General features: G+C 41.7%; 16 protein-coding genes. 3 read left to right on the plus strand and 13 right to left on the minus strand.

All coding sequences use genetic code 11. The annotated features are described in order from the left end of the window. Positions 1 to 3: 3 nt before the first annotated feature. The 13 genes from hypB to hoxE form a co-directional block, all read right to left on the minus strand. On the minus strand, positions 4 to 795 hold the full coding sequence (hypB, locus tag IQ236_RS02130) for a hydrogenase nickel incorporation protein HypB (protein ID WP_193867754.1): 792 nt from the start codon (positions 793 to 795) through the stop codon (positions 4 to 6). Positions 796 to 797: 2 nt separating this feature from the next. After that, the gene (gene hypA, locus IQ236_RS02135) at positions 798 to 1139 is read right to left on the minus strand and encodes a hydrogenase maturation nickel metallochaperone HypA (RefSeq protein ID WP_193867755.1); all 342 of its coding nucleotides are present in this window, start codon (positions 1137 to 1139) and stop codon (positions 798 to 800) included. Between the two features lie 173 nt (positions 1140 to 1312). Then, the gene (locus IQ236_RS02140) at positions 1313 to 1744 is read right to left on the minus strand and encodes a hydrogenase maturation protease (RefSeq protein ID WP_193867756.1); all 432 of its coding nucleotides are present in this window, start codon (positions 1742 to 1744) and stop codon (positions 1313 to 1315) included. A gap of 18 nt (positions 1745 to 1762) precedes the next feature. Further along, a complete protein-coding gene (locus IQ236_RS02145; RefSeq protein WP_193867757.1) occupies positions 1763 to 2929 on the minus strand; it encodes a SpoIIE family protein phosphatase in 1167 nt (388 codons plus the stop codon). A gap of 22 nt (positions 2930 to 2951) precedes the next feature. Further along, complete coding sequence (locus tag IQ236_RS02150) at positions 2952 to 3452, minus strand: PAS domain-containing protein (protein ID WP_190520749.1); 501 nt, start codon at positions 3450 to 3452, stop codon at positions 2952 to 2954. Between the two features lie 2 nt (positions 3453 to 3454). Next, positions 3455 to 3718, minus strand: a complete 264-nt coding sequence (locus IQ236_RS02155) for a (2Fe-2S) ferredoxin domain-containing protein (protein WP_190520747.1) — start codon at positions 3716 to 3718, stop codon at positions 3455 to 3457. Positions 3719 to 3790: 72 nt separating this feature from the next. Beyond that, a complete protein-coding gene (locus tag IQ236_RS02160; RefSeq protein ID WP_193867758.1) occupies positions 3791 to 5221 on the minus strand; it encodes a Ni/Fe hydrogenase subunit alpha in 1431 nt (476 codons plus the stop codon). A 164-nt stretch (positions 5222 to 5385) separates the two neighbouring features. Next, positions 5386 to 5934 carry an NADH-quinone oxidoreductase subunit B family protein gene (locus IQ236_RS02165; RefSeq protein WP_193867759.1) on the minus strand — a complete coding sequence of 183 codons (549 nt, stop codon included), beginning with the start codon at positions 5932 to 5934 and terminating at the stop codon, positions 5386 to 5388. Then, the gene (gene hoxU / locus IQ236_RS02170; RefSeq protein WP_193867760.1) at positions 5922 to 6638 is read right to left on the minus strand and encodes a bidirectional hydrogenase complex protein HoxU; all 717 of its coding nucleotides are present in this window, start codon (positions 6636 to 6638) and stop codon (positions 5922 to 5924) included. Before hoxU ends, IQ236_RS02165 begins: the two co-directional genes overlap by 13 nt. A gap of 139 nt (positions 6639 to 6777) precedes the next feature. After that, complete coding sequence (hcp, locus tag IQ236_RS02175) at positions 6778 to 8427, minus strand: hydroxylamine reductase (protein ID WP_193867761.1); 1650 nt, start codon at positions 8425 to 8427, stop codon at positions 6778 to 6780. A gap of 60 nt (positions 8428 to 8487) precedes the next feature. Next, positions 8488 to 8793, minus strand: a complete 306-nt coding sequence (locus tag IQ236_RS02180) for an antibiotic biosynthesis monooxygenase family protein (protein ID WP_193867762.1) — start codon at positions 8791 to 8793, stop codon at positions 8488 to 8490. Positions 8794 to 8856: 63 nt separating this feature from the next. Then, positions 8857 to 10470 carry a NuoF family protein gene (locus IQ236_RS02185; RefSeq protein ID WP_193867763.1) on the minus strand — a complete coding sequence of 538 codons (1614 nt, stop codon included), beginning with the start codon at positions 10468 to 10470 and terminating at the stop codon, positions 8857 to 8859. Between the two features lie 177 nt (positions 10471 to 10647). After that, positions 10648 to 11169, minus strand: coding sequence for a bidirectional hydrogenase complex protein HoxE (gene hoxE / locus IQ236_RS02190; protein WP_193867764.1), 522 nt, complete (start codon positions 11167 to 11169; stop codon positions 10648 to 10650). A 402-nt stretch (positions 11170 to 11571) separates the two neighbouring features. Between hoxE and IQ236_RS02195 the strand changes: the two genes are divergently transcribed. From IQ236_RS02195 to IQ236_RS02205, 3 genes are all read left to right on the plus strand, one after another. Then, positions 11572 to 11805: a HypC/HybG/HupF family hydrogenase formation chaperone gene (locus IQ236_RS02195; protein WP_190520737.1), complete on the plus strand. Its 234-nt coding sequence runs from the start codon at positions 11572 to 11574 to the stop codon at positions 11803 to 11805. 350 nt (positions 11806 to 12155) lie between these two features. Further along, positions 12156 to 15812, plus strand: coding sequence for a pyruvate:ferredoxin (flavodoxin) oxidoreductase (gene nifJ / locus IQ236_RS02200; protein WP_193867765.1), 3657 nt, complete (start codon positions 12156 to 12158; stop codon positions 15810 to 15812). Positions 15813 to 15944: 132 nt separating this feature from the next. After that, complete coding sequence (locus IQ236_RS02205) at positions 15945 to 16955, plus strand: dihydroorotate dehydrogenase-like protein (RefSeq protein WP_193867766.1); 1011 nt, start codon at positions 15945 to 15947, stop codon at positions 16953 to 16955. Positions 16956 to 17104: the final 149 nt, after the last annotated feature.

Below are 17104 nucleotides of genomic sequence, written 5' to 3' on the forward strand. Positions count from 1 at the left end.
GTTTTATTCTACGGTTAATAGAGGGTTGGTTTCTTTAACCTGTTGTTCCAAAAATTGATACCATTGATTCATCCCTTGACCTGTTTTTGCAGACACTTCAAAAATTTGTGCTTGGGGAACCATTTTTTTAATATTAGTTAAGGCTAATTCTCGGTCAAAACCGACGGCTTCCGCAATATCCATTTTATTAATAATCACCACATCAGCCGTTTTAAATAAGGTGGGATATTTTAAGGGTTTGTCTTCTCCTTCGGTGACAGAAAGTAAGGCAATTCGTTTGTTTTCCCCTAAATCGTAGGCGGCGGGACACACTAAATTACCGACATTTTCAATAATTAATAATTTTACCTGATCTAAGTTAATTTGAGGAATGGCTTTGGCAATCATATCCGCTTCTAAATGACAAACTGTTCCGGTGGTAATTTGAACCACTTGTGCCCCTGAACGTCTTAAGCGTTGAGCATCATTATCGGTGGCTAAATCTCCCACAATAACCGCCCCTGGAAGACGAGAATTAATATCGGTTAAAGTCCGTTCAATAAAGGCGGTTTTCCCTGAACCGGGAGAGGATAAAACGTTTAAAACAAACAGTCCTTTTCCCCAAAAAAAGCCTCGGTTTCGTTCTGCCAATCGTTCATTTTTAGATAAAATAGCTTCATGAACGGTTAAGATTTGATGGGAATGGTCATGATCAAGATGTTCATGATTATGATCATGGGTGTGGGGATGTTCATGATCATGATTATGGATTTCAATCGTTCCTGGGGTGACAGCACAACCGCAATTTGTACACATATTTAAGAAACCTCTAAAGATGTTAATTCTAATTCTTTTCCTTGACGAATATCAAGGCTATATTGATGACAATGGGGACATTCATCAATATAGTCATCGGGTTGAAATTCTACGTTACAATGATGACAATAACAGCGTACGGGAATAGATTCAATTTCAAAACGAGCGGTTTCTGCTATTGTTCCTTTGGTAACGACATCAAAGGCAAATTCTAACGCTTCTGGAATCACCCCTGATAATGTCCCTACTTTCATTTTAATCCGATGGATTTGAGTTGCCTGTTGTTGTTTAGCATGATTTAAGGCTATCTCTAGGGTTTGTTCCATAATACTAACTTCGTGCATAATTATTTGTAGTCACCCCTTCAGGGGTGAGATTGAGTCCTGAAGGACTCACTACTTTGTAGTCACCCCTTCAGGGGTGAGATTGAGTCCTGAAGGACTCACTACTTTGTAGTCACCCCTTCAGGGGTGAGATTGAGTCCTGAAGGACTCACTACGGTTGATTATAATTAATTTTAGGTTTTTTTGATGAGATTTTTAATGATTTTTAAAGCTTCTTGAATGCCTTTTTCAGCTTTTTCGGAAAGGGTTTCACTGAGTTCAAAATTCTCTCCAGGGACGGCAATTAACCAGGCTTGAGGGCTTTTTTGATAGAGAAATTGAGTTAAGGATAAAAGCGATCGCGGGTTTAAAGAATGACCCCAATTAAATAAATCTGAGGGTAAAGGTTCCAAGGATGTAATATTAACGGTATCTCCTTCTAAACTAGCATCGACAAAAATAACGCTATCAACTTCAGCCATTTCTGCTGCCATTTCCGGGGTGAGTTGATGGAGAGATTGCGATCGCACATTGGCTAAATTCCACTGTTCAACTTCTGCAATTACCGCTTGACCGATGCCATCATCACCGCGAATCGGGTTGCCATATCCTATAATTAATATCATAATTTATTTGGGGTTTTATTAACAATATTCTACCATAACTTCTTTCTGTTGGCTACGAAGTAACTGAACTAAATCTTCGATTAAGTTACGACGAATTGAAATATTTTTAGGCAATAAAGGGTTTTGGTAAAATTCATTAATTTGTTGACCCACTAAAAAATAAATAGAATCTCCTTCTAAAATTTCCCTTGCTAATAAAACGGCTCCATTTTTATCGGAAGATAAGCGAGAAATATCTCCTTTAGATTTTCTAATAATTTCCGTTGCTTTAGAAATCGTTAAAATTCCTTCCGTGACTAAATCAACTTCTTTTAATATACCAATAGGAGGTAAATCTTTTCGCATGGTGGGAATATCCATTTCAATGGTTTCTCCCATATAATTTGCCACTAAATTTCCGGTTGTCCCCCCACAAATGACTTTTCGACCGGGAAAACTTAATAATCGTTCTGCATAAACTTCATCTTGAGTAATATCTAAAGGGGGGCCAGTAAAAATCATGACGGGGTTGGGTTTTCTAACATAAACCCCCACAAAAGTTGCATCATCGCCAATTTTATCTCGATATAAAGAACGAGTTTCTGCCATTACTTGTTCAATAATTGACCGTGAATTTGTCGCTTGACTAATAAAAATTCGTTCCATATATTTAGCAATATTATCCCAACCCCAGCCAAAATTCATCGTATCTCCTAACCCCGCATACAGAATACCATCACTAATGGCTCCAATAAAATCCCCCCGTTCTAATTTTCCTTCAGAAGATTGTATTTTTTTTTCTAATATTTTATCAATTTTGGTTTCTAATTTAACAATCCGACCTTTTTTAAAATAAAGAACTGGGGGGTTATCAAAGTTGATGACTTTAAATTCATTGGTTAAATGATTAATTGAAATAATGGTAAAAGTAGCATAGGCAATTTTTCTCACCTGACAAATGGGTAAAGTTCCTATAACGGTTTTAATCACTTCTTCTAAGGGAACATCCGCATTTAACATCGTGATTAAAATTTCAGTGGTTAACGTTGCTAAAATACTAGCTTTTACCCCACTTCCTAACCCATCGGATAAAACAATGGTGCTTTTTGTTTCGGTTTTAGTAAATTTAACTTGATCACCACAAAGCTCTTCGCCTTTTTTATTTAGGCTCAGATTACAAATATCAAAAAAGTTATCTTGATTCATATTCTATTAAGTTTGTGATGGTTTACTGATTTACCATTTCAATAATTTTAAGTAAACTAACTTTAGTTTCTGCCGTTGTTTCTCCTAATAACCCTGCTATTTCTTGAGCGACTTTCATTTGATTATCTACCACTTCATTCACTTTTTTAACGGTTTCTGCTTTAATTCTATCGGTTTCTTTTTTACGTTCCATCTCGGCGGTAATATCAGTCATAATACAGCCAATAATATTTTCTTCTTTAATCGGAAAAATAAACTCTCGAATATATAAATCATATTGGGAATAGGAAGTTTCTCGTCCTCGAATTACGGTATTAGTCTCCCAAGCTTCTTGAAAATGATCAATATTTCCTAAAATTTCCGTTGCTAATTTTCCGATAATTTTTTCTTTTTCGACGTTAAAGATTTGACAAAATGCTGGATTAACCAGTTTAATAATTAAATCTGAATCTACGGCGATTAAACCGTTCGGATCATATTCCCATAAAAGTTGCCAAAGGTGGTTTTGTGTTTTTTCTAACATAGTTAATTATTGTTTTTAATAGCGGGAAGGATTTCTTGTAAAAATTTATCTTCTATATTTTGAGGGCTAATATTAATAAAATGCAAATCTCGAAACTTCATTACAATTCCTGAACTGCACGTTTCTAAACAAAATGAACCTTTTAACTCAATCTTTTGATCAATATTATATTCACTCATCAAGGCTTGCAATTTGGGTAAAACTTCATAGACTCCCATTTGGTGACAAGCGGAACCCATACATAAATATAAGTTTTCTTTTGACATTTTTTCTCTCTTAATAAAGAAAGTAGAGGAGAAGGGTTTTTTAGGGCGAGAAAACCTCGCCCCTACGGGTGATTAATTGCGATATTTTTCTTGAATTATTGTTCCATCCTTTTGAATTAATTGAATGTGTAATGGCATTTGTCCGACGGCGTGGGTGGAACAACTTAAACACGGGTCATAAGCACGAATTCCGGCTTCTACTCGGTTTAACATTCCTTCAGGAATTTCATTTCCATGAATATAATGTTGGGCAATTTGGGTCACGGTTTTATTCATGGCTAAATTGTTTTGTCCGGTGGCAATAATTAAGTTAACTTTCTTAATTAAGCCGTTTTCATCCACTTGATAATGATGGAATAAAGTACCGCGCGGCGCTTCACTGACTCCCACTCCTTCTAAACAGTTAATTCCGGCTTCTGAACGCACCCGTTTTGACACAATATCCGGGTCATCAACTAACTGTTCAATGGCTTCAATACAAGCCATAATTTCTACTAATCGTGCATAATGATAGAAGAAGGAAGAAGTGGCAACTCGTCCCCCTGCGCGATGACGAAATTCGATTAATTCTCGGTCTGCATCTTCGGTGCCAATACAGTCACAAACATTCAATCTTGCTAAGGGCCCAACGCGATAAATCCCATCAGGATATCCCAGAGGTTTGTAATAGGGAAACTTGAGATAAGACCAATTTTCAACGGCTTCTCCTAAGAAGTCTTGATAGTCATCTTCGCTTAAACCATCGGCTACAATTTCGCCATTACTATCAATAAATCTTAGATGTCCGCCGTAGTGTTCCCAAGTGCCATCGGGGGCAACTAACCCCATAAATAATGAAGGGAATTTCCCAAAAACATCAACTTCTTGGGCTAATTCACTATCTAATAACCGTTTAAACAAACTAATCGCTAGTTCGGTGGTTTGTCGGGCTTCCGGTAAGCGTTCAATAATCCATTCTCGCCCCTCTTCAGACAGGGGAGAACGCACCCCACCGGGAACCGCCCAAGCCGCATGAATTTTTTTCGCGCCTAATATTTCAATTACCGTTTGTCCGAACTGACGCAAGCGAATTCCCGCCCGTGCTAAATCGGGGTCAGCCGCCATTAAACCAAAGACATTGCGTTTAGCAGGATCACTATCCCAACCTAATAGGAAATCGGGGCTACTGAGGTGGAAAAAACTTAAGGCGTGAGATTGAGTTAACTGGGCTAAATTCATCATCCGCCGCAGTTTTTCCCCAGCAGGAGGCACTTGCACCGCCAGGATTTTATCGCCTGTTTTTGCTGAAGCTAACAGGTGACTAACGGGGCAAATTCCGCAAATTCTGGCGGTAATTCCTGCCATTTCAAACATCGGTCTACCTTCGCAGAATTTCTCAAACCCACGAAATTCGACAACGTGAAATCGAGCGTTTTCGACTTCTCCCGCATCATCTAAATAAACGGATATTTTAGCGTGTCCTTCAATCCGAGTAACGGGATCAATAATAACTGTTTTAGACATATTTTTAACCTCTGGAATTTGTATCGTAGGGGCGGGGTTTTCCCGCCCTTCTGCAAGAATGGGTTAACCGAATTTGATCATTTCTCGCCCAACCATTGCGGGTTTTTAACCTCTGGAATTTGTATGGTAGGGGCGGGGTTTTCCCGCCCTTCTGCAAGAACGGGTTAACCGAATTTGATCATTTCTCGCCCAACCATAGCGGGTTTTTCTCCTTCTAACAAAGGTGCAATGGCGGCTTTAATTCTCTCCGCAGACGGAGGACATCCGGGTAAAAAGATGTCAACATTAACTAATTCATGAACAGGGCGAACACGGTCTAAAAGTTCAGGAACAATACCGGGCTCTTTTGGAAGTTGATTGCCTTTATCACTGAGTTCTAAATAACAGCGTTTTAACACAGGTTCCGTACTGCCTAACATATTTCTCATAGCTGGAACGTTAGCGGTAACAGCACAATCTCCAAAGGAAATTAAGAGTTTCGTGCGTTTTCTAACTTGATGTAATAACTCTAAATTTTCTTCGTTAGCAACGGCCCCTTCTACTAAACAAACATCAACATTTTCGGGATAATCTTTTAAGTCGCAACCGACGGGACTAAACACAACATCGACTTTTTCCGCGAGATCAAACAGCCATTCATCTAAGTCTAAAAACGACATATGGCAACCGGAACATCCCGCTAACCAAACCGTAGCAAATCTTATCTTGTCCATTGATGTTTTCCTCTTGCATCTGCTAAGAATTCTAGTTTTTCGCGATCGCGTTGCATTTCGGCGGTTGTTGTGCCTTTTCTAAAGATAGAACCCGTCGGACAAGCATCAACACATTTGCCACAGGATGTACAAGCATCGACTTCACCCCAAGGTTGATTTAACCCTGTAATAACTTTAGCTGCGGCTCCCCGATAGCCGACATCCCAGACGTGGGCTCCTTCAATTTCAGCACAAACTCTCACACACCGAGTACACAGAATACAACGGTTATGATCGATGCCAAATTTAGGATGAGTGATGTCTACTTCTCGTTCAGGAAAACGATAGGGGAAACGGCTATGATCCATCCCTACTTCAATGGCAACGTCCTGTAATTCGCAGTTTCCATTGGCAACACAAACCGCACAAACATGATTTCCTTCTGCGAATAATAACTCTACAGTCATGCGTCGATAATCTTGCAGTTGGGGGCTGTTTGTACAGACTTCCATGCCTTCGGAAACTTCCGTTACACAAGCAGGTAATAAACGATTAATGCCTTTAATTTCAACTAAGCATAACCGACAAGCACCGACATCAGAAACGCCTTCTAAATGACAGAGTTTTGGGATTCTCACTCCGGCTTCTTCAGCCGCTTTGAGAATGGATGTTCCTTGTTCTACAGCAACATCAATTCCATCAATGGTTAGGGTTTTTACAGACATAATTTTTTTATCTCCTATGCGGTTAAAATATCAAATTTAATCCTTTAATTTTAAGAGGTATCGAGTTTCATTATAGCATTTTTCCTAAAAGTTTTAACAGAATTTTTAGGGTAAAGGTGGGCTTTTGCCCACCCATTTTTTAAGCTAAACAAGCTGCCAAGTCTTCATCGGGAGTTGAAATGGGTTTGAGATGATAGGTTTCTGACAGTAATTTGAAGACATTGGGAGAAATAAAGGCGGGTAAGGTGGGGCCTAAACGGATGTCTTGAATGCCTAAATACAGCAGGGTTAATAACACCGCAACGGCTTTTTGTTCATACCATGACAAAATCATTGATAAGGGTAATTCATTCACCCCAATATCAAAAGCTTTGGCTAACCCTAACGCAATTTGGATGGCAGAATAAGCATCGTTACATTGCCCCACATCCATCAACCGAGGAATGCTCCCAATTTCCCCTAATTGTTGATCAAAAAAGCGGAATTTTCCGCAAGCTAATGTTAGGACAACACAATCTTGGGGTACTTTTTCCACAAATTCGGTATAGTAACTCCGTCCCGGTTTTGCTCCATCACAACCTCCGACTAAAAAGAAGTGACGAATTTTTCCAGTTTTAACGGCATCAATCACATGATCTGCTACATTTAAAACGGCATTGTGAGCAAATCCAGTTTTGACTTCACGGGGCGTTTCATTATCAGAAAATCCGGGGAGTTCTAGGGCTTTTTGAATCACGGGAGTAAAGTCAGGAATACCATTTTCATCTGATGGTAAATAGTTTAACTCTGGATACCCTACAGGCCCAATGGTAAACAGTTTTTCATCATAGGTTTCATGGGGTGGCATTAAACAATTAGTTGTCACCACAATTGACCCCGGAAACTTCGCAAAATCTTTAGTTTGATTCTGCCAAGCTGTTCCAAAATGTCCGTACAAATGGGGATATTTTTGTTTTAAAACCGGATATCCGTGAGCAGGTAAAAGTTCTCCGTGAGTATAAACTGTAATCCCCGTTTCTGCCGTTTGTTGTAACAACGCTTCCAACTGTTTAATATCATGTCCAGAGACTAAAATCGCCTTACCTTGACGATGATTTAAGGGAACCGTTGTTGGGATGGGATGTCCATAATGTCCGGTATGTCCGGCATCTAATAATTCCATCGCCCGCAGGTTCATTTCTCCCACTTTCAACGCTAAACCAACCCAATCATTTAACGTTAAATCCGGTTGATCTAAAGCCACTAAGGCTTCATAAATAAACCGATAAATTTGCTCATCTTCTTGCCCCAATTCGTAGGCGTGGAAGGTGTAAGAGGCTAATCCTTTTAACCCGTAAATGGTCGTTAATTGCAGGGAATAAATATCAATATTCCCACTGGCTTTTTGAATTAAATCTAAAGCAAACTGTTGTCCTTGTTCGGCTAAACTTTCTTCAAAATTTGGCTGATAAGAACAAATTTCTGGCCATTGAATGGGGGTTTGATTTTGGTTTTCAACGGCTTGTTTTAAAGTTTCTCGAAAGTGTAATGCTTCTTTGGCAGCGTCAGAAAATCGCTTCGTATTGAAGTTAACATTCGTCATCGTAGAAAAGATCGATTCACAGGTAAAACGATCCAGTTCCCGATTTGGAATTCCTAACTCATAGGCTTTTAAGGCAATGGGGGCAATACTCCGTAAGCAATACATTAATAAATCTTGAACTGCATTAACTTCAGGACTTTTACCACAAGCTCCCCATTGATGACACCCATTTCCACTCGCTGTTTGTTCGCATTGTTCGCAAAACATAATGAACTTACCCTCGTTTAAAGTGTGTGTTGTAATGGGTGAATTACAATCCTATAAATCCTATAGAAGCGTTAAATCTTCTATCTCCTCGCAGACTTGATGGGATAATAACTGACTAACCGTTTGCATGATTTGAAAAGCTTGGGGATCGGGTGGATCACCTTGCCAAAATTGTTGCCAGTGTTCTAAAGTTTCCCATCGAGCGATCGCAATAAATTCCGATGAATGTTCGCTAGAACGCAGTAATAAACTCCCTTTTGCACCTAAAACCTGATGTCGAATGGTTTCAGTGGCTTGTGTCCAAGCTTGAATAAATTCTGTTTCCTTTTCAGGTTGAACTTTCCAACGATAAATCACTCGAATCATCAGATTAATCACTCATCGAAACTAACGCCAATCTCAGAGTAAAACAATTTCCATTGTGTCAATTTAAGACACCGGAACTTGTTCATTTTCTGTTTTCAATAAAGTCGTATATTCCTCTGGAAAATAGCGTAAGGTACTCAAAACCGGGTTCGGTGCGGTTTGTCCAAGTCCGCATAAACTGGTGGCTTTTACCATTTCCGACAACTGTTTCATTTTCTCAATATCTGCGGAAGTCGCTTGTTGATTGAGAATTTTTGTTAACATTTGATACAGTTGTACCGTTCCCGTCCGACAAGGAACGCATTTTCCGCAGGTTTCCCCTCGACAGAATTCCATATAAAATTGGGCGACTTGCACCATGCTGGTGTCTTCGTCCATCACCACCATGCCTCCTGATCCCATCATCGATCCGAGTTGGGCCAAGGATTCGTAATCAACGGGAGTATCTAAATAATCGACGGGAATACAGCCACCCGATGGCCCTCCGGTTTGCACGGCTTTGACTTTTCCCCCCCCCGCAATTCCGCCGCCCATCTCTTCGACAATTTGTCGTAGGCTAATGCCCATTGGTACTTCAATGAGTCCGGTATTGCGAATTTTTCCGGTAAGGGAGAAAATTTTAGTCCCTTTACTCTTTTCTGTACCAATACTAGCAAACCAATTGGCGCCTTTTTTGAGAATGGGGGCAATATTGGCAAAGGTTTCGACGTTATTAATTAAGGTGGGACAACCCCATAAGCCAGAAACGGCGGGATAGGGGGGACGGGGGCGAGGTGTGCCACGTCCGCCATCAATGGAAGCAATCAGGGCTGTTTCTTCCCCACAAACAAAGGCTCCCGCCCCGACTCGGATATCAATGCGGAAATCAATGGCCGAGCCAAAGATTTGACTGCCTAAAAACCCTTGACGTTTGGCTTGTTGGATGGCTTTTTGCAGACGACTAATGGCCAGGGGATATTCAGCCCGCACATAAATATACCCTTGGGTCGCACCGACGGCATAACCTGCGATCGCCATCCCTTCTAAGATGCGGTGGGGATCACTTTCTAGCACACTGCGATCCATAAACGCACCGGGATCGCCTTCATCGGCGTTACAGATCACGTATTTCTGACCCGGAGGCATTTTAGCAACGGTGGCCCATTTCAACCCGGTTGGATATCCTGCGCCGCCTCTGCCCCGTAAACCCGATTTAGTAATTTCGGCAACGACATCGGCCGGACTCATTTCATAAAGGGCATGATATAACGCTTGATACCCGCCAACGGCAACATATTCGCCAATTTTTTCCGGGTCAATTTTACCGCTATTTTCCCGAACAATTAACAGTTGACGACTGAAAAACGGATGATGGCGATCGCCTTGGACGGGTTTGGCTTCTCCCCCATTAATGGCTTCAATAATAGAGGGGGCTTCTTCCGGGGTGACTTTTTCATATTGCAGTCCGACGGGTTCGACTTCCACCATTGGCCCCCGTCCACAGAAGCCCATACAACCCACACCGACCACTTGCACTTGCTCTTCAAGTCCAGCCGTTTTAACGGCCTGTTCCATTTCCGTTTTCACCCCCAAGGAGTTCGCCGCCACGCAACCCGTTGAGGTACAACAGTGAACCCGGATCGGCTTTTGAGCTTTTTGTTCCTTCTCGGCTAGTTCTAATAATTCGCTATATTCCATAATTGTTGTGTTCCTCTGTATTGTAGGGGCTTGTGTCCCTCCCCTCTGTATTGTAGGGGTGGGGTCTCCCCACCCTCCCAGGGTTTAGGGTTAAAGGTTCGGAGGCTTTGGGCGGGATGACCCCGCCCCTACGGGTGTTCGGATAGAAACGAGAAAAACCTCCATTCCCACACCCTCTTATTCCCATTCCGCAATGCGATCGCAAGCCACCTCTGGCGAAATCTGCGGGGCAACTTTACCATCAAAAACAACAGCCGGAGCAATACCACAGGCACCAATACAACGGGCGGTCATAATCGAAATTTGACCATCGGGGGTGGTTTCCCCGGCTTTAATTCCCGTTTTGGCTTCTAATGCGGTTAACACATCCCCACCGCCTTTGACGTAACAGGCGGTTCCCAAACAGACGACGCAGGTATGAGCACCATTGGGTTTGAGGGAGAATAAATGATAGAACGTGGCGACCCCATAGACATAACTCAGGGGCAGTTTTAAATGTCGAGCGACATAGATTAAAACTTCTTCTTCTAAATAGCCGAAGGATTCTTGCGCTTTGTGCAGCACTTCAATTAAAGCGTCCTGACGATATTGATTCCGTTTCATCGTCATATCGAGGACTTTAAATCGTTTATCGCCCCCTTTAGCAGTTTCAGCCTTGGGTTTATCGGCTTTTGCAGCAGTTACCGTAGAAGATTGCATAGTTCAGTTCTCTACTCATGATATGGATTGTTGCTGATTTTTAATGCCAGATCCGTTGCAAAAAGTTCTGTTCTGTTCAGCAAAATGATCACCAATTGAATAACGTTTGTGGACTTAGGGATTGTAGACTTTGTTAAGAGTTGGTTATACAACCCTTTTGTTGTTTATCTCGACGATTCTGGGTTGGACTCCAACTTCTATTCTCAATTGTAAGTCTACTTCCTACTTCTGGAAAAAAGTCTTAAAATAAAAAAAAGAATTAATCAGTGTGAGTTAATAATGGAACCATGAGATGGGGCTCACACCAAACAGAAGGAAAATCAGCCCCCCAGAACAGGTGTTGATTTCCTAACAAGCTCTCCTCTGTCCTTCAAGAAATTTAACAATAATATAGGTAAAGCAATGTGTTTAGCGATTCCCGGTCAATTGCTCAGTATTTCTGGCAATGATCCCTTAGAAAAAATTGGGAAAGTTAGCTTTGGCGGACTGGTCAAAGAAGTCAACCTAGCTTATGTTCCAGAGGTTCAAGTCGGTGATTATGTCATTGTTCATGTCGGTTTTGCCCTGAGTATTGTCGATGAACAAGCCGCACAACAAACCTTAACAGATTTACAACAAATGGTGACGATCAGTTAAAAAACATTAAGCAGTGATCCTATTTCTCCCTTTTTTATTAGATGATCTAAAATATAAATCTAGGGAGTAGACCGCAAAATCCTTAATCAAAATTTAAGGAAAGTTTAATCTTGACCAACATTTGACTCTGGGAAATTCCCAATTCAACAATTACTGGGGTAATGAGAGAAAGCTGAAGTAATTCTTAAGGAGAATTTTGTCCGTTTAACTACAGAATTAGAAAAATTACCAACTCAAACTAAACAGCAGAAGCATCAATTGAGTTAGGCGCGTGAATTGCCACCACAATTCTGTATTTAAGGTTTAACGGGCATTCAGATCAAAGTTTTATTGCTAGAGGAATTTTAGGAATGAATACAAAAAATTATGCAACCTTAGATGGTAACGAAGCCGTTGCCCGTGTTGCCTATCGTTTGAGTGAAGTGATCGCCATTTATCCGATCACACCCTCCTCACCCATGGGAGAATGGGCCGATGCCTGGGCTTCTGTAGGTGATAAAAACCTCTGGGGAACCGTTCCGGCTGTTGTAGAAATGCAAAGCGAAGGGGGGGCAGCCGGAGCCATTCATGGAGCCTTACAAGCAGGTTCGTTAACCACCACCTTCACGGCCTCCCAAGGGTTAATGTTAATGCTCCCCAACCTCTACAAAATCGCGGGAGAGTTAACCTGTGCCGTGATCCAAGTGGCCGCTCGTTCCTTGGCCGCCCAAGGGTTATCGATTTTTGGGGATCACAGTGATGTCATGGCCGCCAGAGCCACGGGGTTCGCTCTCTTATGTTCGGCTTCGGTACAAGAAGCCCAAGATATGGCCTTAATTGCCCAAGCGGCAACTTTAGAAGCACGGGTTCCGTTTATTCACTTTTTTGACGGATTTCGCACCTCTCATGAAGTTCAAAAAATTGATCTGTTAGATGAGAGTGTCATGCGAGACATGATCGATGATCAATACGTTTATGAACATCGTAACCGGGCGTTAACCCCCGACCGTCCCGTGCTGCGAGGCACCGCCCAAAACCCGGATGTCTATTTCCAAGCCAGAGAAACCGTTAACCCGTTTTATGATAAAACCCCCGAAATTGTACAACGGGCAATGGATAAATTTGGACAACTGACAGGACGCAATTATAAACTGTTTGAATATCACGGTGCACCGGATGCTGAAAAAGTGATTATTCTCATGGGTTCCGGTTGCGAAACCGTTCATGAAACCGTCGATTATTTGAACGCTCAAGGGGAAAAATTAGGCGTTTTAAAAGTTCGGTTATATCGTCCTTGGAAGGGAGAACAATTAGTTGCAGAACTGCCAGAAACCGTCAAAGCGATCGCGGTTTTAGATCGAACCAAAGAACCCGGTTCTAGTGGGGAACCCCTCTATTTAGATGTGGTTACGGCTGTTCAAGAAGTGATGTTAGGAGATAACGAGGATCTCAAAGCTAAAATTAAAAACCTTAAATCCTTAGTCGGCGGTCGTTATGGCTTATCTTCTAAAGAATTTAACCCGGCAATGGTTAAAGGCATTTTTGATGATTTAGCTCAAACTAAACCCAAAAATCACTTTACCATTGGGATCAATGATGATGTTAGCCAAACCTCGTTAGAATACGATCCCAACTTCTCCACCGAACCCGATAACGTTGTTCGGGCAATGTTCTATGGTTTGGGTGCAGATGGAACCGTTGGCGCGAATAAAAACTCGATTAAAATTATTGGGGAAGAAACCGATAATTATGCCCAAGGATATTTTGTCTATGACTCTAAAAAATCCGGTGCTGTTACCGTTTCTCACCTGCGGTTTGGGCCACAACCCATCCGGTCAATTTATTTAATTAGCCAAGCGAATTTTATCGGATGTCATCAATGGACGTTTATCGAAAAATTAGACGTTCTCAAATGTGCAATGGACGGCACAACGTTCTTATTAAATAGTCCCTACGGCCCCGATGAAGTTTGGGAACATTTGCCCATAGAAATTCAAGAAACCATCATCCGTAAAAATATCAAGCTGTATGTAATTAATGCCAACCAAGTCGCCCGTGAAAGTGGAATGGGCAACCGCATTAATACCATTATGCAGGTGTGTTTCTTTGCCTTAGCGAAAGTATTGCCACGGGATGAAGCGATCTATCAAATTAAAAAAGCGATCGAAAAAACCTACGGTAAAAAAGGTGCAGAAATTGTCCGCTTAAACTTAAAAGCGGTTGACGATACCCTAGAACATCTTTATGAAGTAGAGACGCGCCATGGCACGTCTCTACTTCGACGGGCTTTACCCGTTCCTGATGCGGCACCCGCCTTTGTTAAAGAAGTCGAAGGCATGATGATCGCCGGACGGGGAGATGAACTACCCGTTAGTAAACTGCCTTGCGATGGTACTTATCCCACCGGAACCTCCCAATGGGAAAAACGCAATATTGCCCAAGATATCCCCGTTTGGGACGCCGATGTCTGTGTGCAGTGTGGCAAATGTATTATGGTTTGTCCCCATGCCGTTATTCGGGGTAAAGCTTATGATGAAACGGCTTTAGAAAACGCGCCTGCAACCTTCAAATTTACCAACGTTAAAGATAAAGCCTTTGGCGGTGAAAAATTCACCATTCAAGTCGCTCCCGAAGATTGTACCGGATGTGGCGTGTGTGTGGATGTTTGTCCGGCTAAAAATAAATCCATGCCGTCGAAAAAAGCCATTAACATGGCGCCTCAGTTACCGTTACGGGAACAAGAAGCGGAAAATTGGGATTTCTTCCTCAGTATTCCCAACCCGGATCGGTTAAAATTACGGCCAGACATGATTCGTCAACAACAATGGCAAGAACCCTTATTTGAGTTCTCCGGCGCCTGTGGTGGTTGTGGTGAAACCCCCTATGTTAAATTAGTAACTCAGTTATTTGGCGATCGCATGATGGTTGCTAACGCCACCGGATGTTCCTCCATTTATGGCGGTAACTTACCCACAACCCCTTGGACACAAAACGCCGACGGACGGGGCCCCGCTTGGGCAAATAGTTTATTTGAAGATAACGCCGAATTTGGTTTAGGGTTCCGAATGTCCATCGACAAACACACTGGGTTTGCCTTGGAACTGTTACAAAAACTCGGTGGTGAAGTTGGGGATAATCTAGTTAGCCAAATTGTCAATAATTCTCAAAAATCAGAAGCGGATATTTGGGAACAACGGCAACTCGTCGCTGAACTTAAACAAAAATTACAGGGAAATCATTCCCCCGATGCTCAACAATTATTGAGTTTAGCGGATTATTTAGTTAAAAAATCCGTTTGGATTATTGGGGGAGATGGTTGGGCCTATGATATTGGTTACGGTGGCTTAGATCATGTCATCGCCAGTGGTCGCAACGTCAATATTTTAGTGTTGGATACAGAGGTTTATTCCAATACCGGAGGACAGTCCTCGAAAGCCACTCCACGCGGTGCCGTTGCTAAGTTTGCAGCCGGGGGTAAACCGTCACCCAAGAAAGACTTAGGCTTAATTGCCATGACCTACGGTAACGTTTATGTGGCGAGTGTGGCGATGGGTGCACGGGATGAACATACCCTGAAAGCCTTCTTAGAAGCGGAAGCCTACGACGGGCCATCGATTATTATTGCCTATTCTCACTGTATTGCTCACGGGATTAATATGGCAACGGGAATGAGCCATCAAAAAGAAGTGGTGGAAAGCGGTCGTTGGTTGCTGTATCGTTATAACCCCGACTTGAAAGAACAAGGCAAAAACCCGTTAATTTTAGATTCTAAATCACCGAAGAAAACCGTTGAACCTTCGATGTATGCGGAGAACCGTTTCAAAATGCTGACCAAGAGCAAACCAGCAGACGCCAAACGGTTATTACAAGAAGCCCAACAGGACGTTAATACCCGTTGGAAACTGTATGAATACATGGCCGCTCGTTCCTTAGAAACTAAGGAGCATAACGGGCATTCTAACGGTCATTCAGAGGCAAAATCGACCCCACCCTCTGAAACAAAACCCCCTGAAACCACACCTGTATAAACCAGAAACCCGGTTTCTAACTAACTGTTAGTTGAAATCAACATAAGAATTAAGAATTGTAATTCGTAATTCGTAATTCGTAATTCGTAATTCTTAATTCTTATCCCATCTGCAAACCGAGGACAAAAAACAATGGATTTAACAACAACATATCTCGGCTTAAATTTACGGACTCCCATCGTTCCTTCTGCGGCGGCACCCCTTTCAGAAGATATTGATAATGTTAAGCGCTTAGAAGATGCTGGGGCGGCGGCGGTGGTTTTACATTCCTTATTTGAGGAACAATTACTCCGAGAAAAATTTGAACTTCATCATCATTTAGAATACGGAACTAATAGCTTTGCAGAAGCCTTAAGTTATTTTCCTGAACCCGATGAATATCACGTTGGGCCAGAACTGTATTTAGAACATATTCGTCAAGCCAAAGAATGCACGAATATTCCGATTATTGCCAGTTTAAATGGCTTTTCTTCGGGGGGTTGGGTGGAATATGCTCAATTAATGCAACAAGCCGGGGCTGATGCAATTGAATTAAACGTTTATTATGTTCCTACGGACTTTGATTTAACCGGAGAACAAGTCGAACAAAACTATCTGAATACTTTGCGAGAAGTTAAAGCAGAAGTTAGTATTCCCGTTGCGTTAAAAGTGAGCCCTTATTTTAGCAATATGGCGAATATGGCTAAACAATTTTGCGATGCTGGGGCTGATGGTTTAGTCTTATTTAATCGTTTCCTACAACCTGATATTAACCCAGAGGAATTAATTGTTGAACCGGGTTCAGTTTTAAGCAGTCCCCATGATATGCGTTTACCCATGCGTTGGATTGCAATTTTATATGGTCGAATTAACGCTGATTTAGCTTGTACCAGTGGTGTTCAACGGGGTCATGATGCCATTAAAATGTTAATGGCTGGTGCAAAAGTGACTCAAGTTTGTTCCGCCTTACTTCGACATGGTTTTAATTATATTAAAGTCATGGAAGATGAAATGAAACACTGGATGGAAGAACACGAATATGAGTCCGTGAAACAAATGCAGGGTTCTATGTCTCAACTCCATTGTGATGATGAATCTGCCTACGAACGCGCTCAATACATGAAGACAATTACCTCTTATAAACTGGGTCATAGTTTAGTTTAGTGTTAAAGAAGGAATAGGGAAGAGAGAAGTGGAACAGGCATCTTGCCTGTTTCCTATTTCCTGTCCATTTCCCCCATTGCTTATTAGTCGCAAATATTTAAAAATGTCATTATAATATAGTTATAATTCAGCCATTTATTATCAAGATA

The sequence above is a fragment of the Planktothrix mougeotii LEGE 06226 genome (assembly GCF_015207485.1).
In the GTDB taxonomy this organism is placed as follows: Bacteria; Cyanobacteriota; Cyanobacteriia; order Cyanobacteriales; family Microcoleaceae; genus Planktothrix.